The organism is Bifidobacterium aerophilum (assembly GCF_010667685.1).
Taxonomy (GTDB): Bacteria; Actinomycetota; Actinomycetes; order Actinomycetales; family Bifidobacteriaceae; genus Bifidobacterium; species Bifidobacterium aerophilum.
In genome coordinates this window covers 47,835-69,599 of sequence record NZ_WHZW01000015.1, presented here as the reverse complement: position 1 = coordinate 69,599, position 21,765 = coordinate 47,835, and the positions used below count along the sequence as shown (strand labels likewise).

The window sequence follows — 21,765 nt, the reverse complement described above, 5'->3', positions numbered from 1 at the left end:
GGATGTGACGATGTTCGACCAAGGCCCTCATGCGGTGCTGCGCGGAGGCGGCGTGTGCGTGATTCTCAAGACACCGGCCGACGAGATGCCGCAGGTGGAATACTGGGGGCGGGATTTCGTCTGTGCCGCCAACGACGCGGCGGACGGTGCGGCATTCGACGAATCCGCGCTCGCGGCGCTCGACGCGATGACGCTCAAGGACACCCCGCCGAACAAGCCCGACGCCGCATGGCGTCCGTCGCTGATCCCGCAAGGCGCGGAAGGCTGGGCCGGTCGTGCCGGACTTGAATGTTCCCGCGGTGGCCGGCCGGTCTACGCGCGCTGGACGCACGTCGAATCCGTCTCCGAACCGTCGGCGCTCACCGTCACCGCGGAGGACGCCGTCAACGGGCTGCGCCTGACCGCGACGCTGCGCATCGCCGAATCCGGACTCGTCATCGCACGGCACGCCGTCACCAACATCGCCGATCCGAACGCGGCGCCCGGCGGCGCCGCACAGGCCGTCCCGAACGCCGACGAGCCGCTGGCTGTCAACTGGCTCGATGCGACCCTGCCGATGCCGAAACGCGTCGATATGCTCACCCAGTTCACCGGGCGGTGGCCGCTCGAAAAACAGCCCGCCACCGCCGCGTTGCCGGTCGGGTCGGTCACTCGCGACTGCCGTCGCGGCAAAACCGGCCATGACAGCCCGTGGATGTTCATCGCATCCGTCGGCACGCCGCGCTCGCAATCCGATGAGATCTGGGCCTGCCATCTCGCGTGGAGCGGCAACCAAACGTATCGTATCGACAACCTGTCCGCGCACGAGCCGGTCGTCGGCGCCGGCGAACTGCTCGGTCCGGGCGAGGTGCGCCTTGCGCCCGGCGAATCGTACACTACGCCGGAAGTGTGCTTCTCCTACTCTTCGCGCGGATTGGATGGCGTCGCCGACCGTTTCCACGGCTGGCTGCGCTCGCTGCCCGGCCATGTGGACGTCGCCGCCAAGCCGCGTCCGTTCACGCTCAACACATGGGAGGCCGTGTACTTCAACCACGACGAGGCTACGTTGAAGCGGCTTGCCGACCGTGCGGCCGAGGTCGGCGTGGAACGGTTCGTGCTTGACGACGGCTGGTTCCACGAACGCCGCGACGACACCCGCGGACTGGGAGACTGGGTGGTCGATCCAGAAGTCTGGCCGGCAGGGCTCGACGGGCTGGCCGTGCATGTGCACGACCTCGGCATGGAATTCGGCCTGTGGTTCGAACCGGAAATGGTCAACCTCGACTCCGATCTGGCCCGAGCGCACCCTGACTGGATCCTCGCCGCGCCCGAGGCGGTTCCGTGCCGCGAGGACCTGTCGTACCGCACGCAGTACGTGCTCGATCTCGCCAATCCGGATACGTACGCACACGTGCGCGACCAGATGGCGGCGCTCATCGAACGGCTCGGCGTGGACTACATCAAATGGGACCACAACCGCGAAGTCACCGAGCCGATGCACGACGGACGCTTCGGCCTGCACGAGCAGACCGAAGCCTGCTATCGCCTGTTCGACGAGCTGAAAACCCGTTTCCCCGGACTTGAGATCGAAAGCTGCTCGTCCGGCGGCGCTCGCACCGATGCCGGCATCCTGCAGCACGCCGACCGCATCTGGGCGTCCGATTCCAACGACCCGCGCGACCGCGTCGACATCCAGCGCTGGACCGAACTTATCGTGCCGCCCGAAATGATCGGCGCGCACGTCGGCCCCTCGCCGGCGCACTCCACGGCCCGCGCCACCGACCTGAGTTACCGGGCTGCGATCTCCTTGACCGGATGCTCCGGATTCGAATGGAACATCCTCGAATGCTCCGACGATGAGATCGCCGTACTGAAATCGTTCGTCGCGCTCTACAAGGAACTGCGCGGGCTATTGCACGCCGGTCGCGTCATGCACGCCGACCTCAAGGACCCGTCGCTGCGGGCGCGAGGCGTCGTGAACGCCGACCGCACGCGTGCCGTGTGGGTCGTCGCCACCGTCGACAACATCCGAGACTGGCTTGCCGAACGGCTGTGCGTCACCGGACTCGACCCTGAACGTTCCTACCGCGTGCGCCTGCGCCGCGAGATCGGCGAATCGCACTGGGGGTGGGTGACGCCGCAGTGGCTCACCGACGCAGGCAAGTCCGACGAAACCGGATTCGTCGCGCCCGGCCGGCTGCTCGCCGAAGTTGGGCTGCAGCTGCCGAACCTGTGGCCGATGCAGGCGATCGTGCTTGAATTCGAGGCGGTCTGACGCGGACTTCGCCGCCGATCCGCCGTCGCGAGGCGTAAGGTTGACGGCAGATATCAATGAGTCAATCGATCCATGCGCCCATGCGGTCCTCATGCGTGGGCGCGATAATTTGAGGGAGCGATGATCCGAGACATGCAGCATGACGACACGTTGAAACTCATCCGGGACGCGATGAACCGTGCGGTGGATCGCGGGGAAGTGGCCGGCGCGAACATGCTGGCCATCCAGCACGGCGAGGAACGCTGGTATGCCGAGGCCGGCATGCGCAACATCGAACGCGGCGAGGCGATGACCCGAGACACGATCTTCCGCCTGTACTCGCAGACCAAGCCGATCACCGGCGCGGCCGCGATGATCCTCGTCGAACGTGGCCTGCTCGACCTCGCGGCGCCGGTCAGCGACTTTCTGCCCGGGTTCAAGGGGCAGCGCGTCACCACCGAATTCGAGCCAGGCGTACGGCCCGGTCATGCCGGTTCGTCCGAGTCCGCGAATGGCGTGGACGGTACGAACGGTTCGGACGGCGACGATGACTGGCGGGGCGGCGACACCGCCTGGCTCACCAACGACATCCCGACCGACGTGGCCGGCACCGTCGGCGTCGCGGCCGGCGACGGCGAGCGTACCGTCCCGATGGCGCGCGACCTGACCGTCAAGGATCTGCTGACGATGACGTCGGGTCTGCCGTATCCCGATCCGCAGTTCGAGGCCGGCCGTTTGGTCGCCAAGGTCTACGACGAACTCAACGATCGACTGCACGGGCCGGATCCGATGGGCACGGTCGAGCTGGCGAATCGGCTCGGCGCCTGCCCGCTGCGGTTCCAGCCCGGCCGTCACTGGATGTACGGCACCAGCGCGGACGTGGTCGGCGCGATCGTCGAGGTCGTGTCCGGCAAACGGTTCGGCGACTTCCTCCACGACGAGATCTTCGCTCCGCTCGGCATGGGCGACACGGCGTTCTACGTGCCGCAGGACAAGCTCGATCGGCTGGCCGCGGTGTACGACAGTCCGGATTTTCCGATCGACCCGGCGAATATGGGCGGTCCGTTGCGCGAGATCGTCACCGATCATTTGGGCGTGCCGTATGCGGCGACGTCCGATCCGGCGTATCAGGCGGGCGGCGCGGGACTGCGGTCCACCGTCGACGATTACGCGCGGTTCGCGCAGATGCTGCTGAACGGCGGCGAGTTGGACGGCGTGCGTATCCTGCAGCCGCTTACCGTGCGCATGATGACCTCGGGCGCACTGTTCGCGCGGCACTACCCGGATTTCGAGGATTGGCAGCCCGGGTGCAGCTACAACACGTTCATGCGCGTCGTGGAGGAGCCGGGCAAATCGATCATGGTTTCGCACAAGGGCGAGTACGGCTGGGACGGCTGGCTCGGCACGTATTTCGTCAACGATCCGCAGGCCGATTCGACGTTCCTGTTCAACATCCAGCTCACCAACATCGGCACGTCGCCGCTGGTGCGCAAGCTCAAGAACATCGTCAATACGCACTTGGCGTAGCGGGTGCGCGGTCGGGCGGCGCGACGGCGACGGTGAATCGACAGGGGTGGAAAGGATCGGATATGGAAACCGTGGAGGACATGCGGCGCGATCTCGCGGCGATCGACGAGGTGATCGCGGGCGGGCGGTTCAAGGACGACTGGGCGTCGCTGCGGCAGTATCGCACGCCGGAATGGTTCGAGGACGCCAAATTCGGCATCTTCATCCACTGGGGCGTGTATTCGGTGCCGGCGTTCGGCAGCGAATGGTATTCGCGCAACATGTACGTGCAGGACTCGCCCGAGTTCAGGCATCATGTGACGACGTACGGGCCGCAGAAGGAGTTCGGCTACAAGGATTTCATCCCGATGTTCACCGCGCCGAACTTCGACCCGCAGGCGTGGGCCGACCTGTTCGCGCGGGCGGGCGCACGGTACGTGGTGCCGGTTGCGGAGCATCACGACGGGTTCCAGATGTATCGCAGTCGCTTGTCGCATTGGAACGCGGCAGAAATGGGCCCGAAGCGCGACGTGCTCGGCGAGCTGACCCGCGCGTTCCGTGAGCGCGGGCTGATCAACGGCGCGTCCTCGCATCGTGTCGAGCACTGGTGGTTCATGGGCCATGGCAAGGAGTTCGACAGCGACATCCACGAGCCGCTTCGGCGGGGTGATTTCTACTGGCCGGCCATGCCCGAGCCGGACCATTACGATCTCGCCAGCAAACCCGAACCGTCCCGCGAGTTCCTTGAGGACTGGCTGCTGCGCTGCTGCGAGATCGTGGACGAATACCGGCCGCGCATCGTGTACTTCGACTGGTGGATTCTGCATGAAGCGGTTCAGCCGTACTTGAAGAAGTTCGCCGCATACTATTACGACCGCGCCGACGAGTGGGGCACCGGTGCCGTGATCTGCTACAAGAACGACTCGTTCATGTTCGGCACCGCCGTGCCGGACGTGGAACGCGGCGTGCTGGCCGAATGCAAGCCGTTCCACTGGCAGACCGATACGTCGATCGCACTCAACTCGTGGGGCTACACCGAGCACAACGACTACCGTTCGGCCGCGAGCATCCTGCATGATTTGGTCGATATCGTCAGCAAGAACGGCAACCTGCTGCTCAACGTCGGGCCGAAACCGGACGGCACGATCGCCGACGAGGACCGTGTCGTGCTGCTGGAGATCGGCGATTGGCTGCGTGTGAACGGCGAGGCGATCTACGGCAGCCGCCCGTGGAAGCGGTTCGGCGAAGGGCCGACCGTGGTGCGCGAAGGGCAGTTCTCGGATGGCGAGCAGAAGGATTTCACCGCCGCCGATGTGCGGTACATGGTGAACGGTTCCGCGCTGTATGCGATCGCGATGCGATCCGCCGCGGACGGGACGTACCGGTTCGCCCGGCTCAAGGACGGCGATGCAGAGCATGACGCCGACTTCCACGGACTGATCGCCGGCATCCGCGTGCTCGGCCACGACGGCCCGATCGAATGGACGCGCGACGGCGAATGTCTCACGGCGACGGTGCCGGGGCTGGAACAGACCGACAAGCCTGTCGTGTTCCGTATCGACATCGCGTAAGGAGGTCCGCTGTCCGTCGGTATCCCGGCTTGAACGGCCGTAACCGAGTCATCCGTCGGATCATCCGACTCAGTTACGGCCGTTATCGTCATGCCGGACGACCGTAACTACTGCGGAATCTGTAACGTGGACTCGGTTACGGTCGTTGTGGTTACGAAAAAGGCCATAACTGAGTCGTCATGATGTGAGACGGGCTCGGTTATGGGTTATGGCCTGTTTGCGAACATCTGGCGAGCGACCGGGCCGCTCGCCAGACATCCTGCGGCTACTTGCGCGCCTGGGTGAGCTGGTATGCGGCGAGCAGGATCGCCAGCCAGATCACGCCGGCGAACACGGCCACGCGGTAGCTTGCCGAGAAGCACATGAGCACCACGACGAGCGCGAGGAACGCGAGCACGACGTACGGCATCACGCGCGCGAACGGCAGCTTGAAATGAATCGCGTCCAACGCCTCCGAGCCGCGCAGTCCGGCCAGTTCGGCCGGGCCGTTACCTGCCGCGACGACCTTGCGGAAGTGCACTTCCGTGATCATGATCATCGACCAGTTGATCACGCCGGCGATCGTCGCGATCGACATCAGATAGTTGAACGCGAACTCCGGCCACAGGAACACGACCACCACGGCCAGCGCCGTGATGATCGCGGACGTGATCACGCCCGCGACCGGCACGCCGTGCGCGTTCAGCCTGCCCAGGTACGCCGGCGCGTTGCCCTGCTTGGCGAGCGAGTACAGCATGCGCGAGTTCGCGTACAGGCCGGAATTGTAGACGCTCATCACGGCGGTCAGGCACACGAAGTTGAGGATGCCGGCGGCCGCGTGCACGCCCACCGAGTCGAAAATCTGCACGAACGGGCTGGACGTGCCGTCGATCGTGTTCCACGGCACCACGGCCATGATCACGCCGAGCGCGCCGATGTAGAACACGAGGATGCGCCAGATGATGCCGTTCGTCGCGCGCGGGATCGTGGTGCGCGGATTCTCGGTCTCGCCCGCGGTGATGCCGATGAGCTCGGTGCCGCCGAAACTGAACATCACGACGCACAGGGCCATGAGCAGACCCGTCCACTGGCCGTCTGCCGTGCGCTGCATGAGACCGTGCGGGAAGAAGCCGCCGTCGATCGCGAACCAGTTCGCGAAACTCGCCTTGATGCCGGACTCGGTCGGCAGACCTGCGACGAGCACCGCCAGTCCGCCGAGGATCATCGCGACGACGGCCACGATCTTGATGATCGCGAACCAGAACTCGAATTCGCCGAACTTGCTCACGCCGAGCAGGTTGGCGGCGGCGATCACGACGAGGAACACGGCCGCAGACACCCAGCGCGGAATGTTCGGGAACCAGTAGTTGACGAACGAGCCGACGACGCTCAGCTCGACCATCGACACGAGAATGTAGTTGAACCAGTAGTTCCATCCGCTCACGAAGCCGGCGCGCTTCGACCAGTATCGGGTCGCGTAGTAGCTGAACGCGCCGGCCTTCGGATCCTCGACCGACATTTCGGACAGCGCGCGCACGATCATGAAGATCGCGAGACCGCCGACCAGATACGCGAGCAGGATCGACGGGCCGGCAAGGCCGATCGACTCGCTGGAACCGTAGAACAGGCCGGTGCCGATCGCGCCGCCGAGCGCGATCAGCTGGATATGACGGTTCTTCAGCGACTTGCGCAGGGTCGCCGGCACGGGAACGTCATCGGTTTCATGCTTGGACCGCGGTGCGGGCGTCTCGGTCCGCGGTGCGGTCTGCGGCGTCCGCCCGCCCGGTTGTTGCTGTGCCATGATGCCTCTTCTCTCTCGGATATGTGCGGCCGTCGTTCCTTCGGCGTCCGCGGTGGTGCATGGACAATGGCCGCTATTGTATGCCGTCCGCCGGTCGTGCCGTGTTTCGGTTCCGCCGTACGGCTCCCGAACGCGCCGGCATCAGCCGCGGCCGTTTGCGGGCAGCGGTGCGGTCATGGTCCGAGAGTCTTGCAATAAGACCGTCACTCAACCATGTCGTCGAACGAGACTAGTTGCACGGTCGCGTCGGCGTCGGCTATGCGGCGCAGGTTGTCGGTGAATCCCGTCCTGGAGAACAGGATGTAATGCTTGTCCGGATACGGCAGCAACTGGCCGCGGCGTTGCAGCGTCCGGTATTCGGTTTCTCCGACCGGATCGTTGCGCCACTTGCATTCGCAGAGTATGGCCCGGGCCGGATCCTCGCCGGTGGCGACGATGTCGATTTCCTCCTGTTGCCGGGTCTTCGGATCGGATCCCCACCAGCGGCCGGCCTGCAGAACGGGGAATGGCAGCCGGTCGTATCCGCGTCCCCACATCCACTGCCCGCTGATGTCCTCGAACACCGGTCCCATGAATCGTGGCAGGTCGTCTATGATCATCCTGGTCACAAGCCCAAGCCTGCGCGCCTGGATGGCGGACATGCTGCGCGGAACGTAGCGGTACCAGAAGCGGAAGAACGGGTCCTTGATGCGATAGATCGTCTTGCTCCGCCCTTTCGCGCCGAACGGCATCTCCTTGTCGAGAATGCCGAGATCGATCATGTTGGTCAGGTACATCTGCGCCTGGCTGGTGGGCATGCGGCTGGCCGATGATATTTCGCTCATGCGGGACGATCCCGTGGCGATGTTGCTGATCATCTCGTTGTATTCGGCGGGCTTGCGTACTTCCTGCTGCAGCAGCATGTACGGTTCGTCGAACAGGTTGCACAAGGGGGAGATCACCCGGTTCTCGATCATGCCGGCGATGTCGTCGGAGGGCGCGATCCATTCGAGGTACTGTGCGACCCCACCGGTCAGACCGTAGGCGATGGCGGAATGTTCCTTGGTCAGCTGACTCGTGAATCGCCGTGTCTCGTCGAAAGTGAACGGCATGAGCTTGATCGATTCCGTCCGGCGGCCGTACAACGGACTGGTGTAGTCCAGCACCTGCCGTTCCATGAACGACATGCTTGATCCGCACAACACGATCATGAGCTTGCTGTCGTGCTTGTTGCGGTCGATCGCGTGCTGCAGTATCGACGATACCGAACGGTCGGCCTGCGCGAGGAACGGGTATTCGTCGATCACCCATACGAGGCGTTGGTCGTGCGCCATGGCGAATACGGCGTCGGTGACGCTTTGGAAATCCGGGTAGACGGGAGCGACGCCGGTCGTCTCCCCGGCGTTGCGGTATACGTTGATGGCGTTGCTGAGCGCGACGAGGTTGCCCTGCATGGTGGCTTCGATCGCCGAATAGAAGATGTTCGGCTTGCCTTCGAGGAAACGGTTGATCAGCGTGGTCTTGCCGATGCGTCGCCGTCCGTATACGACGACGCATTCGAACGCGTCTGAGTCGTACGCCCGTTGCAGCTGTGCGAGTTCACGATCTCGTCCTATGAATGCCATGACGGTTCCTCTTCTGCGTGTTACTTTAGTAAAGTAAATATTACTAAAGTATACCTTACTATATGCCGCTGAATGGTGGCAAGATCTGTCTCTTATGGCGGTCGTTTGCGGTCTGCGACTGCCAGCGCTGGCAGATTGCCGTTTGCGAGGGCTTCCGCGTGTGGGAGTTCCGTTTTCGTCGCGGGGGAGTTAAATAGGATGTAGGACTATGCCGCGGCTGGTTTGCGCGCGGCTGATTCGGCTGCCGGGACGCGAAGGCGCGTCCCGGCGGGCAGATGACGGGAGATGCGATGGCGTATATCGAATTCGACCAGGTGGTCAAGGAGTATCCGGCCGGTTCCTCGTCGATCCGCGCGCTCGACGGGGCGACGTTCACCGCCGACCAGGGCGAGCTGACCGTCATCCTCGGCCAGTCCGGCGCCGGCAAGACCACGGCGCTCAACATCCTCGGCGGCATGGACACGGCCACGGACGGCCGCGTGATCGTCGGCGGCCGCGACATCACCGACCTGCGCAAACGCGACCTCATCACCTACCGTCGCAACGACATCGGCTTCGTCTTCCAGTTCTACAATCTCGTGCCGAACCTGACCGCGCTCGAAAACGTCGAACTCGCGTCGCAGATCTGCCCTGACCATTTTGACCCGGCCGAAACGTTGCGCAAGGTCGGACTTGCCGACCGTCTGAACAACTTCCCCGCGCAGCTGTCCGGCGGCGAACAGCAGCGCGTGTCGATCGCCCGCGCGATCGCGAAGAAACCGAAACTGCTGCTGTGCGATGAGCCGACCGGTGCGCTCGACTACGAAACCGGCAAGGAAGTGCTGCAACTGCTGCAGGACATCTGCACGGCGGAAGGCATGACGGTCATGATCATCACGCACAATTCCGCGCTCGCGCCGATGGCGCACAAGGTGATCCGATTCCGTTCCGGACGCGTGACCAGCGAGGACGTGAACCCCGCGCCGACGTCGATCTCGCAGATCGAGTGGTGATCGCGATGGCACGGCGGGAGCAGGACGAGGAACTGGAAGACGCGCTGGGCGACGTGTCCGACGCGGATTCAGCATATGAGCGCGCCGGATCGACCGGATACGCCGGCCTGCCCGGTGCCGGTGGTTCGACCGGCACCCGCGGGCGCGGTATGTCGGCCGCGTTCGCCAGGGACACGCTGCGCTGCTGGCTGCGCGGATGGCGGCGGTTCGTGTCGATCGCCGTGATCTCGCTGCTCGGCGTGGCCGTGCTGACCGGCATCTACGCGGGCTGCCGCGACATGTTCCGCGCCGCCGACCGCTTCTACGACGCGCAGGGACTGCACGACATCCAGGTGATGTCGACGCTCGGACTGACCGACGACGACGTGGACGCGCTGCGCGGCATCGAAGGCGTGAACACCGTGCAGCCGGAACGCAGCCAGAGCGTCGCCGTCTCGGTCGATGGCGCCGACAAAACCGTGACGATCAACGAAATCGGCGTGAACGGCCTCGACCGGCCGTACGTGCAGGACGGCCGCCTGCCCGACAAGGCCGGCGAGATCGCGGTCACGAAGAAATTCCTGATGGACAGCGGACATGCGATCGGCGATACGCTGACCGTGACGCCGAGCGAGCGCGCCACATCGAGTGGTTCCGGCACGGGAGACGAGTCGGCCGGTTCCGGCACGGGCGAAGCATCCAACGACGCGGATGGCAAGGATACGGCGTCCGCGGATGACACGGATACGTCCACGGAATCCGCCGAGCAGTCCCCGCAGTTCCCGACCGAACTGACGATCGTCGGCGAAGTCATCGACCCGAAGGACGTCAGCAACCCGGACGGCATCGGCTCCGAAGCGTTCCGCCAGACCCTCGCCTCCGACTATGCGTTCTTCGCGCCGAGCGACGGCGTGACCGGCAACATCTACACGGCGATCAGCCTCACCGTGGACGGCAGCGAGCAGGAGAACTCGTTCGGCTCCGACTACGACAATCTGATCCGCGACGTGGCCGACCGCATCACAGACACCGTGCAGACCTCACGGCAGAAGGCACGCCGCCGCCAGCTCGTCGACGCCGCTCAGGCCAAGCTCGACAAGGCCAAAGCCGACGCCCAGCAACGTTTCGACGACGCGCAGGACACCATCGACAAAAACCGTTCCGACCTCGTCTCCGCCCGCGTCGAATACGATAAAAACCGGGCGAAACTGGATACGAGCGAATCCGAAATCAAGGACGGCGAACAGCAGATCGCCGACGGTCGCAAACGGCTCGACAAGTCACGCCAGCAGATCGAGGACGGTCGTGCGCAGATCACGGCATCGCGCAAACAGCTCGACGACGCGGCCTCGCAACTGGCCGACGCCCGCAAACAGCTCGACGCCGCGCAAAACCAGCTCGACGCCAAACGCAAGCCGATCGACCAAGGCATCGCGCAAGCCAAGCAAAGCATCGAACAAGCGACCGCGACGATCGCCGCCATCGACCAGGTCACGCGGGAGATCGCCGCGTTGCCGACGAGCGACCCCGGGGCCGGCGATGCGTCAGTCGTCAACGATTCCGACAAACAATGGGAGCGGATCCGCAAGGCGCTCGCCGAACTCGGCATCGACGCGCCCGCCAAGCCCACGGCCGACGCCATCGCCGACATCACCGCGCAACTGTCCGCCCGCCGAGCCGAACTGCAAACCCAACGCACGCAGCTCGAACGGCAACGCGACCAGCTCACCGCCACGCTCGAGTCGACCATCGTCCCCGCGCAAGCCAAGCTCGACCAACAGGACGCCGACCTGGCCGTCAAGGAACGCGAATCCGCCGACGCCCGCGCACAACTCGAAAGCCGGTCCGCGGAAATCGAAACCGGCGCGAACAAGATCACGCAACTGTCCGCCCAACTCGACGAGCAGGAAGCCAAACTCAAGGACGGCCGCAAACAGCTCGCCGACGGGCGCAAGCAACTGAAAACGGCCGCAGACAAGCTCGCGGACGGCGAGAAGAAACTCACCGAAGCGCAGAACAAACTCGACCAGAGCAAGCAGGACGCCGAAACCGAGTTCGCCAAACAGCAGCGGCGCATCGACGACATCGCCGTCGCCCGCTGGTACGTGCAGACCCGCTCCGCGATCGGCGGATTCAGCGCGATCAAATCCGACCTGAGCTCGATCGAGTCGATCGGCCGCGCGTTCCCGGTCGTGTTCCTGCTCGTCGCCGTGCTTATGAGTCTGACCACGATGACGCGCATGGTCGAGGAGGAGCGCGGGCTCATCGGCACCTACGTCGGCCTCGGCTACGGGCCGTTCGCGATCTCGATGCGGTACGTGCTGTTCGCCGCGCTTGCCTGCCTGATCGGCGGCGGACTCGGCCTGATCGCCGGATTCATCGGGATTCCCGCGTTCCTGCTGATCGTGCTGCAGGGACTGTATATGGTGCCCGGCGTGCGGTTCGAATACGACTGGCTGTACGGGTCGGCCGGTATCGCGCTGTTCGTCGTCGGCGTGGTCGCGGCCACGGCCGTCGCGTGCGCGGGCGAACTGCGGCAGACGCCGGCCGAACTCATGCGGCCGAAAGCGCCGCGGGCCGGGTCGCGCGTGCTGCTGGAACGCGTCACGCCGATCTGGAAGCGCATGAAATTCCTCAACAAGGTCACCGTGCGCAACCTCGTGCGGTTCAAGTCGCGGCTGATCATGACGGTCGGCGGCGTGGCCGGCTGCACCGCGCTCATCGTATGCGGCCTGGCGATCAGCGATACGGTGGACGCGCTGCCGGTCACGCAGTACCAGGACGTGTACCGGTACGACCTCATGGTCGTGGCGGATCATAACGACGTGTCAACAGTGCTTGACCGGTTGCGCGGCGACGGCGCGATCGACGATTCGTCCAGGTCGTTTGCATTGGCGAGGGTCGAAAACGGCGAGATCACGACCGGTATGGACGAGACGGAAACCGTGCAGATCGTCACCGTGCCGAACGGATCCGCGATGGATCGCATCGCCGATCTGCGTTCGGTTTCGGACGGTCTGCCGATCCGCATGGATAATTTCGAGAACGGCCGGGCGAACGGCGTGATCGTCTCGCAGAGCGCGGCGAATGCGCTTGGCGTGCGGGCAGGGGACCTGATTACGCTCAAAAACGGCGAGGCGCAGCGTAAGCAGGTGCGTGTCGTGAACGTCAGCCGGTCGGTGATCGGCGCGGACGTGTACGTGCTGACCTCCGACTACCAGAAGTTCTTCGGCGGGGACGATGCGGGTACTGATGATTCGGTTGCGGATTCGCGGGATTCCGATGGTTCGAGCGATTCCGGCACCTCATCCGGTTCAACCACGGCCGGGAAAACGGATGGCAACAGCGGATCGGCCGTCGGCGGGGTTGACACTGCCTCCACTGACACTGAAGCGACCGTGGTCGACGGAGTGAAACTGAACACGGTGTTCGCACGGTATGACGGTTCCGACGACGAGCAGATCGCCTATGCCGAACGGCTCGCCAAGGACGCGGCCGTGCTGAGCGTCGCAAGCACGGCCAAGCTGCAGCGCAGCTTCAGCTTCGACCTCATGGGAGCCGTGGTGGCGCTCATCGTGGCGTTGGCCGGCGGACTGGCGCTCGTGGTGCTGTTCACGCTGGCGAACACGAACGTGTCCGAACGCGTGCGCGAAATGGCCACGCTCAAGGTGCTCGGCTTCTACGACCGCGAAGTGCACCGGTACGTGAACCGCGAGATGATGATCCTGACCGTGATCGGCGTGATCGTCGGCCTGCCGGTCGGGCGATGGGTGGGCGGCCTGCTCACGGCGGCGCTCGCCATGCCCGGCATGTACTTCGAGGTGAGCGTGCGCTGGGTCAGCTATGCGATCGCCGCCGGGGTCACGCTCGTCTTCGCCCTGTTCGTGCAGCTGTTCACCAATCCGGTGCTCGACCGCATCGACCCGGCGGTGTCGCTCAAAAGCGTGGAGTGAGGGGAAGGGTGGGGTTTCGCGTGGCGGGTGGGGGGGGCCCCCCCCCCCCGGGCGGCCCCCCCCCCCCCGCGGGGGGGGGGGGGGGGGGGGGGGGGGGGGGGGGGGGGGTGGGACCCCACCCGGCGCTGCGCGCCACCCTCCCCTGTCAGGGGAGGGAGTTTCGAAGGGGCGCGGGATGCGGTGCGGCATCTGCGTCGCCCTCCCCTGTCAGGGGAAAGAAGGGAGAGGGGCTGGTTGCGCGAAAGTTCAACGAATTGAACTTTTGGGGGAAATGCGCACGATATCGTCACGTCGGATCATTGAACCGCCCCTGTTGTCGTAACATGCTCGATGCTACAGTTTGAACCTGTTATTGAAAGAAGCAGGTAGAACATGAGCAAATCCCAGAGCGCCCAGCCGAACGGTTCATCATCCGACGGCACCGGCACCCTTACATCGGTCGAGAATCTCGACAAGGACAATCAGATGGCCCGCGGCCTGAACAACCGCCACGTCCAGTTCATCGCCATCGGCGGCACGATCGGCACCGGCCTGTTCCTCGGTTCCGGCAAGTCCATCGCGTTGACCGGTCCGAGCATCATCTTCGTGTACATCGCGGTCGGCATCATCATGTTCCTGCTCATGCGGGCCATCGGCGAACTCATGTACCGCGACCCGAGCCAGCACACGTTCATCAACTTCATCAAACGCTATCTCGGCAACGGCTGGGGCAAATTCGCCGGCTGGTCGTACTGGATCGTGCTCGTGCTCATCGGCATGAGCGAGATCACGGCCGTCTCCACGTACTTCATCACGTTCTTCGACACGTTCGGCATCAACCTGATCCACTGGAAATGGCTGATCGAACTGTGCTTCCTCGCCGCGCTCGTCACCATCAACCTCATCGCCGTCAAAGCGTTCGGCGAAGCGGAATTCTGGTTCTCGATGATCAAGATCACGCTGATCTGCGCGATGATCGCCACCGCGGTCGTCATGGTCGTGATCGGCTACCACTACGACGCCGTGCAGATCACCGGACAGGACGCCGCGTCGCCGGCCGGCCATGCGGGACTCGACAACCTGACGAACAACTTCTCCATCGCGCCGAACGGCTGGCTCGCGTTCCTCATGAGCTTCCAGATGGTGTTCTACGCGTACGAGATGATCGAGTTCGTGGGCGTGACCGTCTCCGAAACGCAGAACCCGCGCAAGGTGCTGCCGAAGGCCGTCAACGAGATCATCGTGCGCGTGCTCATCTTCTACGTGGGCGCGCTGCTCGCGATCATGGCGATCGTGCCGTGGACCACGTTCAAGCCGAACGCGGATGGCTCGTTCGCGTCGCCGTTCATCATGGTGTTCCAGTACGCGGGCCTCAAGTGGGCCGCCGCGCTCGTGTTCTTCGTGGTGATCACCGCCGCGTCCTCCGCGCTGAACTCGTTGCTGTACTCGGCCGGACGCCACCTGTACCAGCTGGCGATCGAGTCCGAATCGCCGACGTTCCAGAAGATCGGCAAGGTGTCGAGCCGGCAGGTTCCGGCGCGCGCGATCCTCGTGTCCGCGGCGCTGATCCTGCTGTCTCCGGTCATCAACGCGATCCCGGGCGTCTCCGGCGCGTTCGTGCTGTTCGCATCCGCGTCCTCTGCGGTGATCATCTTCATCTACACGCTGACGATGATCGCGCACCGTCGCTACCGCCGTTCCGCCGACTTCATTGCGGACGGTTTCGTGATGCCGGCGTGGAAGTTCACCAATACGCTGGCGATCGCGTTCTTCGTGTTCGTGTACTGCACGCTGTTCCTTGCGGATGACACGCGCGGTTCCGCCATCGCGGGCCTCGTGTGGCTGGCGGTGTTCGGCGGGTATTGCCTGCTGCACGAACGGTTCCAGTCGCGCGACCTCAAGGAGGCATTGGGCAGGTAGGCGGGATGCCCGGTGCCGGCCGTAAGTGAGTCCATGCCGCACATGGCGGACTCACTTACGGCCGTTTTTTGTCTGATAACGACCGTACACGGGACGAAATGTTGGCTGTGGACTCAGTTACGGTCGTCGTGGGAACGGAAAAGACCGTAACTGAGTCGAGTGTGATGATCGCGGACTCGGTTACGGTCTGTATGGAGAAAACGGCGGCCATGATTGAGTCGGGAATGTTCAACGTGGATTCAGTTATGGCCGGCGACGGATGACGGAAGCCACCCGGACGATTTACTTGCTGGGGGAGAGGTAGTCGGCGGCGTTGGTCGGGCTGGACGGCACGGCGTGGCCTTCGGTCACGGTGCCGAGTCCGGACAGGTACGCCTCGCGGCCGGCCTCGATCGCGTGCTTGAACGCGCGCGCCATCAGCGGGATGTTGCCCGCGGAGGCGATCGCCGTGTACGCCATCACCGCGTCCGCGCCCATCTCCATCGCCTCGGCGGCCTGGCTCGGCCGGCCGATGCCCGCGTCGATGATGACCGGCACGTGCGCGTTGGCAATGATCACCTCGATGAAGTCGCGCATGCGCAGGCCCTTGTTCGAGCCGATCAGCGAGCCGAGCGGCATCACGCACGCCGCGCCCGCATCCTCCAGCTGCCGCGCCGCGATCGGATCCGGGAACATGTACGGCATCACCACGAACCCTTCCTTCGCGAGCATCTCGGTCGCGCGGATCGTCTCCGCGTTGTCCGGCAGCAGGTACTTCGTCTCATGCTCGATCTCGACCTTCACGAAATCGGTCTGGCACACCTCACGGGCGAGCCGCGCGATGCGCACCGCCTCCTCCGCGTTGCGCGCGCCCGACGTGTTCGGCAGCATCGTGATGCCCTTGGGGATGTAGTCGAGCAGGTTGTTCTCGGTGGTGCGGCAGCGGCGCAGCGCCATCGTGACGATCTGCGTGCCCGCGTTCTCGATCGTGGCCTTGATGAGGTTCAGGTCGTAACGGCCCGAACCGAGAATGAACCGGCTCGTGAACTTGTGTCCGCCGAGGATGAGCGGATCGGCGTCGCCGGTCGCGATCGCATCGTAGGCGTGCGCGTCCGGCTCCGGCAGCAGCGCGGTGTTCGTGGCGGTGCCGACGAGTTCGTCGAGCGTGGGTTCGGTGGTGGTCATGGATACTCCTTTCCTTGGGATCCGGACGGATGGTCGCGGATCCTTACGCGTCCTCTTCGCCGAGGATGAGCCGCGTGATCATGTTCGCCTCACTGCACGCGACGACGCCCACACGGGGCGCCATCAGGCCCGCACCCGGCTTCGGGGCGGTCTCTCCGTCGCCGCAGAAGTAGAAGTTCTTCGACACGCGGCGGGTCGAGATCAGGTTCGAGCTGCGGAAACCGGCCATGCCCGACGCCGACACGAGCCTGGTGTTCGGCAGCTGTTCGAGCACCGCGTTGACGAGCAGCGTCTTGTTCTCCGGAACGTCGAACGCCTCGCAGATGATGTCCGCGTCGCCGAACAGGTCGACGACGTTGTCGTCGGTGACCTTGACCGTGTCGATGCGCACGTCGACGAATGGGTTGATCTGCGCGAGGTTCGCCTTGAGAGCCTCGGTCTTGTACTGGCCGACGTCCTTGAGGAAATACTGCTGACGGTTGAGATTGGTCATGTCGACGCGGTCGAAGTCGACCAGGTGCAGATGGCCGACGCCGATGCGGGTCAGCGCGACCGCGACGGTCGAGCCGAGGCCGCCGCAGCCGGCGATGGCGACGTGCGCGGCGTCAAGCTTGTCCTGCACGGCCGCGGTATGGCGTTCGATCAGCGCGTCGCGGATCTCATGGCGGCTGACCAGCGTCGTCGGGTCGGGCACGGCGTCGAACGCGGCCTGACGGGCGGCCGTCTGCGTCTCGGTGGCGGATGGGGTGAATCCTGCTGGGATCGGCATATGATGCCTCCAAAGTTTCGTTGGTTTGGGTTGAGACGTGGGTTGGGGATGATGTTGCGAAGCCGTAAGGCTTCGCAACATCATCCGCCCTGCACGAACGTGACGATTTCGACGGTGTCGGTGCCCTTGAGCGTGGTTTCGGCGCGCTTGGCGCGCGGCACGATCTCGCCGTTCACCTCGACGGCGACGCGCTCGGGCACGAAGCCCTTCGCCTTGATGAGGTCGGTCACGCTGATCGGCGTGGCGATCTGTTCCTCCTGACCGTTGACGATCATGGATGTCCCCTTCCTGTCCGTATGAAAAAAGGGTCGCTGAAGCAGCCGTACCCTATGAGGTGGTGCGCCCCTTCATGACCCTTAAAGCATCACTAGTTGTTTTTCAGTTGTCATGCGCGCGAACCGTCGGAGGAATCGCTGGCGGCGCGGCAGTGACGAGTCTGCGCGCGGCCGACGTCCAAGACGGATACGGAAACGACGGAAAAGCTATGCGGAAGTTCGCGAAACCGCCTGCATCGCTGCGGCGGAACAACCCGTTTCCTTACGGCGGCATTACCCGCATCAAGTTGACGGTCGAAGTTCGCGACTTCCTCTCAGCCCATCCGGGCTCCCGTTCGGTTGCAGATCCATCATAGGGCCGGGGGCGAGACATGCGCCGCCGGAGGTTCGTCGTTTGGACATGTCGTCGCGTCGGGCGGACGGTCGGACGGTCATGGGTTCGCCCGATCATGGAATCATGACGGCATTGCAGCACTCGGTTGGGTTCTCGAACACCGTGGAATTCGCGGGATTCCGCATTCCGCGCATCGGCATGGGCACGATGGCGCTGGCCATCGAAGGCCGCCCGGATCGCGAGACGGCGATCGGCACGATCCGTGCCGCGCTGGACGCTGGCGTCCGCTATCTGGACACTGCGTGGTCGTACTATCTGCCGACCGCTCCCGGAGCCGACGGCACCGGCGCTCCCGAGGATTTCGGATACGGAGAACGGCTGGTACGCGACGCGCTCGCCGGCTGGAACGGCCCGCGCGACGAGGTGCTCGTCGCCACGAAAACCGGGTATCGGCGCACGATCAGCATGGCGCCGCACGATCCGGCACGCCAGCATCTGCAGGCCGCCGGTAGCCGGTACGGATGGATGGCCGATTCGCGGCCGGAGACGATGATCCGCGACGCCAAGGAATCCGCGCTACGGCTCGGCGTCGACGCCCTCGACCTGCTGTACTCGCATGGACCCGATCCGGCCGTGCCGTATGAGGACCAGATCGGCGCGCTCAAGACGTTGCTCGACGAGGGCGTGATCCGGTACGCCGGCATCTCGCGCGTCGACAATACGCAGATCGACACGGCTCGCGCGATTCTCGGCGATGCGCTGATCGCCGTGCAGAACCAGTTCTCCCCGTCCCATCCGGATCCGGAACATACGATGGAACGCTGCGCGGAACTCGGGCTTGATTTCGTCTGCTGGTCGCCGCTCGGCGGGTTCCTCGACCCGTTCGACCAAGCCGCCTACGACCCGTTCCGCAAGGTCGCCGCGGCCCGCGGCGTCTCCTACCAGCGCGTCGTACTCGCGTGGGAACTGACCCGTTACGACCGGCTGTTCACGATTCCCAGTGCCCGCAATCCGCATGAGATCGACGATTCCTTCGCCGCGACCGAGTTGCGCCTGAGCGACGAGGAACTCGCCGCACTGCCCGCGTAACGTCGGCATCCTGAGATCAGAGATAGATAACAGGTAAGCGTGGGCCCGCCTCCGAACGATGATTCGGAAGCGGGCCCACGCGGATTTCGGTGACGCGATCAGCCGGTCACCGGTGTCGGTCAGTGCAGCTGCCTGGTGAGCGCGAGGCCCACGCCGGCGGCGAGCAGCAGCGACATCATCGCGAACGCGGTGTTGACGGTCGCGCCGGTATCGGCGATCTTGCCGTCTGCGGCGGCAGTCGCGCCTCCCTTGCCGGAGGTCGGCTTGCCTGCAGACGGCTTGCCCGCGTTGCCCTTGTCGGAGCCGCCCTGACCGGCGTTGTCATGCGAGCCGTCGCCCTCGTTCGAACCGTCCTGACCGGGGTTGGTGGTCGGCATCTTGGCGGTCGGCACCACGAACAGGCCCTCGCGGTTGTTCGCGGTGATCGACTGGGTCAGGTCGCGCAGGCTCCACGCGAGCGTGTGCGAGTCGATGTCGCGGATCACGAGGAGGTTGCCGTTGAACGGATTGCCGTCCGGGGTCAGCGCCTTGCCGTACTTGACGTTCACGAGATAGCCGTCGTACGGGTCGCTGCTGGATTCGTTGACGTACCAGTGCCACTGCTGAGCCGGATCGCTGGCGTCGAACGCGTGGCCGGCCACGGTGACCGTGCCGTCCGCGTTCGCGGTCAGGCCGCGCTGCTGCGGCTGGGAGTCGGTGACGGCGCTGGCGAACGCGTACGTGTCATCGGAGACCTTGACGACGTTCCACGAGTCGAGCGAATTGTCGAGATCGTTGGCGGCGCCCCACACGGTCGCCAGATCGAGCTCGCCGCCGCCCGGGGCGGAGGTCAGGCGTTCCAGATAGTAGACGTCGCCGCGGTCGGCGGAATGGTCGGAGAAGATCTGGAACAGGTCGTTCTTGAGGTCCGGGTTGGTCGCGGCGGCCGCGTCATGCACAGGCGGCTGGGTCTTGGCCAGGTCGAGACCGTACTTGTTCGGCGTGGACTCCCACGGCGAGGGCAGGGTCGTGGCCGGGAAGATCTGCGACAGCGCCTCGTAGGTCTGCGGATCGTAGGCCTTGAGTTCGTCGCGCGTGTTGATCGGGCTGCGGGTGCCGTCGTAGTCGCCGTAGTAGCTTTCGCTCATCACGTTGAACCAGATGGTGGCCATCGTGGCGAAGAACTCGTCGGAGTTCTGATAGGCGTAGGTGTTGGCCCACAGGCCGGTCTCCTTGGCGTGCGCGTAGGCCTTGTAGAACGTGTTGGCGAGCGTCTGGTCGGGCATCTGGTCGAGGCCGCCGAGCTTGATGGCGTGGCCGAACTCGTGGATCAGCACGCTTTCGTCCGTGTAGGCCGTGTTCTTGGCCGGATCGGGGTCGCCGGTGGTGCGCAGCACGTTCTTTTCGGAGATGGACGAGACGAATCCGTCGCCCAGGTAACCGCCGTAGCCTTCGGCCGCGTACATGGTCTTGTCGAACAGGTAGCGCTGTTCGGGGATCATCTGCGGGATCTCGTGGTCGCCGTAGACGGCCACCGAGTTGCCCTGCTTGACCATTTCCTGCGCGATGCCGTTGTCGTCGCCGTCGTTGAGTTCGGCGTCGACCAGTTCGGCGGTTTTCTGCAGCGCCTTGTCGGATACGCCGTCGTCGGACTTGACGACGATGCCGGCCTTGGTGGTGATCGTCTTCGTGTAGTAGCTGGTGACCGGCACGTTCGTGTACGTGGCGTTTTGCGCGGCCTTTCCGGCGTTGTCCTTGATGGCCGAGCCCTTGATCGTCAGCGTGATCGGCTTGGTCGGGTCGATGGTGCCGGAGTAGGCGATGTTCGACATGTGGATCGACGGGTCGAGGTACTGCATGAGCTTGCCGCTCTCGGCCGCGACTTCCTTGTTGTCCTTGTCGAAGTAGTAGGTGTCGGTCACGCCGTCGTTGGCCTTCGGGCGCAATGTGACGGTCTTGCCGCCGTTGGTCAGCGTGAAGTTGTCGACGTTGACGGCCTGCGTCTCGTCGACGTATTCGTTCCAGTGCACTTCAAGGAAGGTGCCTTCCTTGAGCAGGCGCACCTTGGTGACCTGCGGGCCGTCCGTGGATTGGGCGGGCACGGTGCCGTCGGCCGCGGCCTGATAGGTCGGGCCTTCGGCGTTCTGCGCGTTCGCGGTGAACGTGGGCAGTGCCACGCAGCATGCCAGTGCGGCCAGCGCACCGGTTGCGGCGCGGGCGAGACGGGTTGCGAACCCTGGTTTCATACTTCCCCCTAGCGTGTCGGCGACGGCGTTCCCATAACGCCGGATTATCGCTAACCATTCACACGCTAGGGCGAGATTGTTTCTGTTATGTGTGACGAAGTTCGATGTTGTTAACTCAGTGGCACGCCGGGCGCGGACGGTTGCCCGCATACTGGATCGTGCCGTGCACCAGCGCCGCGGTGAAATGCGCCGAGCACATGCCCGAATCGATGGCTTCGTGACTGCATCCCATAATGCTGCAAACGTTGCGTCCCATGATGTTTCCCTTCTTTAGGATTCCCCCAGTGGCTTTCTTTCTCCGCCGTCTTCTGTGTCGGTAATTCCAACATACATTCAGATGGTCATAATGTGAACGATCACATGAGATTGTGTGACGTGGGTCACAGTTTTGC

14 protein-coding genes and 1 riboswitch are annotated in these 21,765 nt (G+C 64.4%); of the genes, 7 read left to right on the top strand and 7 right to left on the bottom strand.

Annotation, left to right across the window (positions count from 1 at the left end; genetic code table 11):
* The first annotated feature begins 10 nt into the window (after positions 1-10).
* From GFD25_RS08080 to GFD25_RS08070, 3 genes are all read left to right on the top strand, one after another.
* On the top strand, positions 11-2,254 hold the full coding sequence (locus GFD25_RS08080) for an alpha-galactosidase (protein ID WP_163231693.1): 2,244 nt from the start codon (positions 11-13) through the stop codon (positions 2,252-2,254).
* 132 nt (positions 2,255-2,386) lie between these two features.
* The gene (locus GFD25_RS08075) at positions 2,387-3,760 is read left to right on the top strand and encodes a serine hydrolase domain-containing protein (protein ID WP_163231691.1); all 1,374 of its coding nucleotides are present in this window, start codon (positions 2,387-2,389) and stop codon (positions 3,758-3,760) included.
* A gap of 62 nt (positions 3,761-3,822) precedes the next feature.
* Positions 3,823-5,310 (top strand): alpha-L-fucosidase, encoded by a 1,488-nt coding sequence (locus GFD25_RS08070; protein ID WP_163231690.1) that lies wholly within the window; start codon positions 3,823-3,825, stop codon positions 5,308-5,310.
* 265 nt (positions 5,311-5,575) lie between these two features.
* On the opposite strand, the gene GFD25_RS08065 is transcribed toward GFD25_RS08070, so the two are convergent.
* Together GFD25_RS08065 and GFD25_RS08060 are read right to left on the bottom strand one after the other, a co-directional pair.
* Positions 5,576-7,090 (bottom strand): amino acid permease, encoded by a 1,515-nt coding sequence (locus GFD25_RS08065; protein WP_163231688.1) that lies wholly within the window; start codon positions 7,088-7,090, stop codon positions 5,576-5,578.
* Between the two features lie 203 nt (positions 7,091-7,293).
* Entirely contained in the window at positions 7,294-8,694 is a 1,401-nt protein-coding gene (locus GFD25_RS08060; RefSeq protein ID WP_163231686.1) for an ATP-binding protein, read from the bottom strand.
* A gap of 290 nt (positions 8,695-8,984) precedes the next feature.
* Between GFD25_RS08060 and GFD25_RS08055 the strand changes: the two genes are divergently transcribed.
* The 3 genes from GFD25_RS08055 to GFD25_RS08045 all read left to right on the top strand — a co-directional run bounded on the left by GFD25_RS08055 (position 8,985) and on the right by GFD25_RS08045 (position 15,517).
* Complete coding sequence (locus tag GFD25_RS08055) at positions 8,985-9,686, top strand: ABC transporter ATP-binding protein (RefSeq protein ID WP_163231684.1); 702 nt, start codon at positions 8,985-8,987, stop codon at positions 9,684-9,686.
* A 149-nt stretch (positions 9,687-9,835) separates the two neighbouring features.
* Positions 9,836-13,618 carry an FtsX-like permease family protein gene (locus tag GFD25_RS08050; protein ID WP_204314834.1) on the top strand — a complete coding sequence of 1,261 codons (3,783 nt, stop codon included), beginning with the start codon at positions 9,836-9,838 and terminating at the stop codon, positions 13,616-13,618.
* A 372-nt stretch (positions 13,619-13,990) separates the two neighbouring features.
* A complete protein-coding gene (locus tag GFD25_RS08045; protein ID WP_163231682.1) occupies positions 13,991-15,517 on the top strand; it encodes an amino acid permease in 1,527 nt (508 codons plus the stop codon).
* 282 nt (positions 15,518-15,799) lie between these two features.
* On the opposite strand, the gene GFD25_RS08040 is transcribed toward GFD25_RS08045, so the two are convergent.
* The 3 genes from GFD25_RS08040 to thiS form a co-directional block, all read right to left on the bottom strand.
* The gene (locus GFD25_RS08040; protein ID WP_163231680.1) at positions 15,800-16,681 is read right to left on the bottom strand and encodes a thiazole synthase; all 882 of its coding nucleotides are present in this window, start codon (positions 16,679-16,681) and stop codon (positions 15,800-15,802) included.
* Positions 16,682-16,724: 43 nt separating this feature from the next.
* Complete coding sequence (gene thiF / locus GFD25_RS08035) at positions 16,725-17,450, bottom strand: sulfur carrier protein ThiS adenylyltransferase ThiF (RefSeq protein WP_163231678.1); 726 nt, start codon at positions 17,448-17,450, stop codon at positions 16,725-16,727.
* Positions 17,451-17,530: 80 nt separating this feature from the next.
* Positions 17,531-17,725: a sulfur carrier protein ThiS gene (gene thiS / locus GFD25_RS08030; RefSeq protein ID WP_163231676.1), complete on the bottom strand. Its 195-nt coding sequence runs from the start codon at positions 17,723-17,725 to the stop codon at positions 17,531-17,533.
* A gap of 241 nt (positions 17,726-17,966) precedes the next feature.
* Positions 17,967-18,070: riboswitch (TPP riboswitch) on the bottom strand.
* Between the two features lie 112 nt (positions 18,071-18,182).
* Between thiS and GFD25_RS08025 the strand changes: the two genes are divergently transcribed.
* Positions 18,183-19,148, top strand: a complete 966-nt coding sequence (locus GFD25_RS08025; protein ID WP_163231674.1) for an aldo/keto reductase — start codon at positions 18,183-18,185, stop codon at positions 19,146-19,148.
* A gap of 119 nt (positions 19,149-19,267) precedes the next feature.
* On the opposite strand, the gene GFD25_RS08020 is transcribed toward GFD25_RS08025, so the two are convergent.
* Both GFD25_RS08020 and GFD25_RS12030 read right to left on the bottom strand, forming a co-directional pair.
* Positions 19,268-21,373, bottom strand: coding sequence for a zinc-dependent peptidase (locus GFD25_RS08020; protein WP_163231672.1), 2,106 nt, complete (start codon positions 21,371-21,373; stop codon positions 19,268-19,270).
* 115 nt (positions 21,374-21,488) lie between these two features.
* Positions 21,489-21,629, bottom strand: a complete 141-nt coding sequence (locus GFD25_RS12030; protein ID WP_204314832.1) for a hypothetical protein — start codon at positions 21,627-21,629, stop codon at positions 21,489-21,491.
* Positions 21,630-21,765 lie beyond the last annotated feature (136 nt).

Coding starts and splice junctions, on each gene's coding strand:
- GFD25_RS08080 (WP_163231693.1), top strand. CDS start 11: ATGTTCGACCAAGGCCCTCATGCGGTGCTGCGCGGAGGCGGCGTGTGC.
- GFD25_RS08075 (WP_163231691.1), top strand. CDS start 2,387: ATGCAGCATGACGACACGTTGAAACTCATCCGGGACGCGATGAACCGT.
- GFD25_RS08070 (WP_163231690.1), top strand. CDS start 3,823: ATGGAAACCGTGGAGGACATGCGGCGCGATCTCGCGGCGATCGACGAG.
- GFD25_RS08065 (WP_163231688.1), bottom strand. CDS start 7,090: ATGGCACAGCAACAACCGGGCGGGCGGACGCCGCAGACCGCACCGCGG.
- GFD25_RS08060 (WP_163231686.1), bottom strand. CDS start 8,694: ATGGCATTCATAGGACGAGATCGTGAACTCGCACAGCTGCAACGGGCG.
- GFD25_RS08055 (WP_163231684.1), top strand. CDS start 8,985: ATGGCGTATATCGAATTCGACCAGGTGGTCAAGGAGTATCCGGCCGGT.
- GFD25_RS08050 (WP_204314834.1), top strand. CDS start 9,836: ATGTCGGCCGCGTTCGCCAGGGACACGCTGCGCTGCTGGCTGCGCGGA.
- GFD25_RS08045 (WP_163231682.1), top strand. CDS start 13,991: ATGAGCAAATCCCAGAGCGCCCAGCCGAACGGTTCATCATCCGACGGC.
- GFD25_RS08040 (WP_163231680.1), bottom strand. CDS start 16,681: ATGACCACCACCGAACCCACGCTCGACGAACTCGTCGGCACCGCCACG.
- thiF (WP_163231678.1), bottom strand. CDS start 17,450: ATGCCGATCCCAGCAGGATTCACCCCATCCGCCACCGAGACGCAGACG.
- thiS (WP_163231676.1), bottom strand. CDS start 17,725: ATGATCGTCAACGGTCAGGAGGAACAGATCGCCACGCCGATCAGCGTG.
- GFD25_RS08025 (WP_163231674.1), top strand. CDS start 18,183: ATGACGGCATTGCAGCACTCGGTTGGGTTCTCGAACACCGTGGAATTC.
- GFD25_RS08020 (WP_163231672.1), bottom strand. CDS start 21,373: ATGAAACCAGGGTTCGCAACCCGTCTCGCCCGCGCCGCAACCGGTGCG.
- GFD25_RS12030 (WP_204314832.1), bottom strand. CDS start 21,629: ATGGGACGCAACGTTTGCAGCATTATGGGATGCAGTCACGAAGCCATC.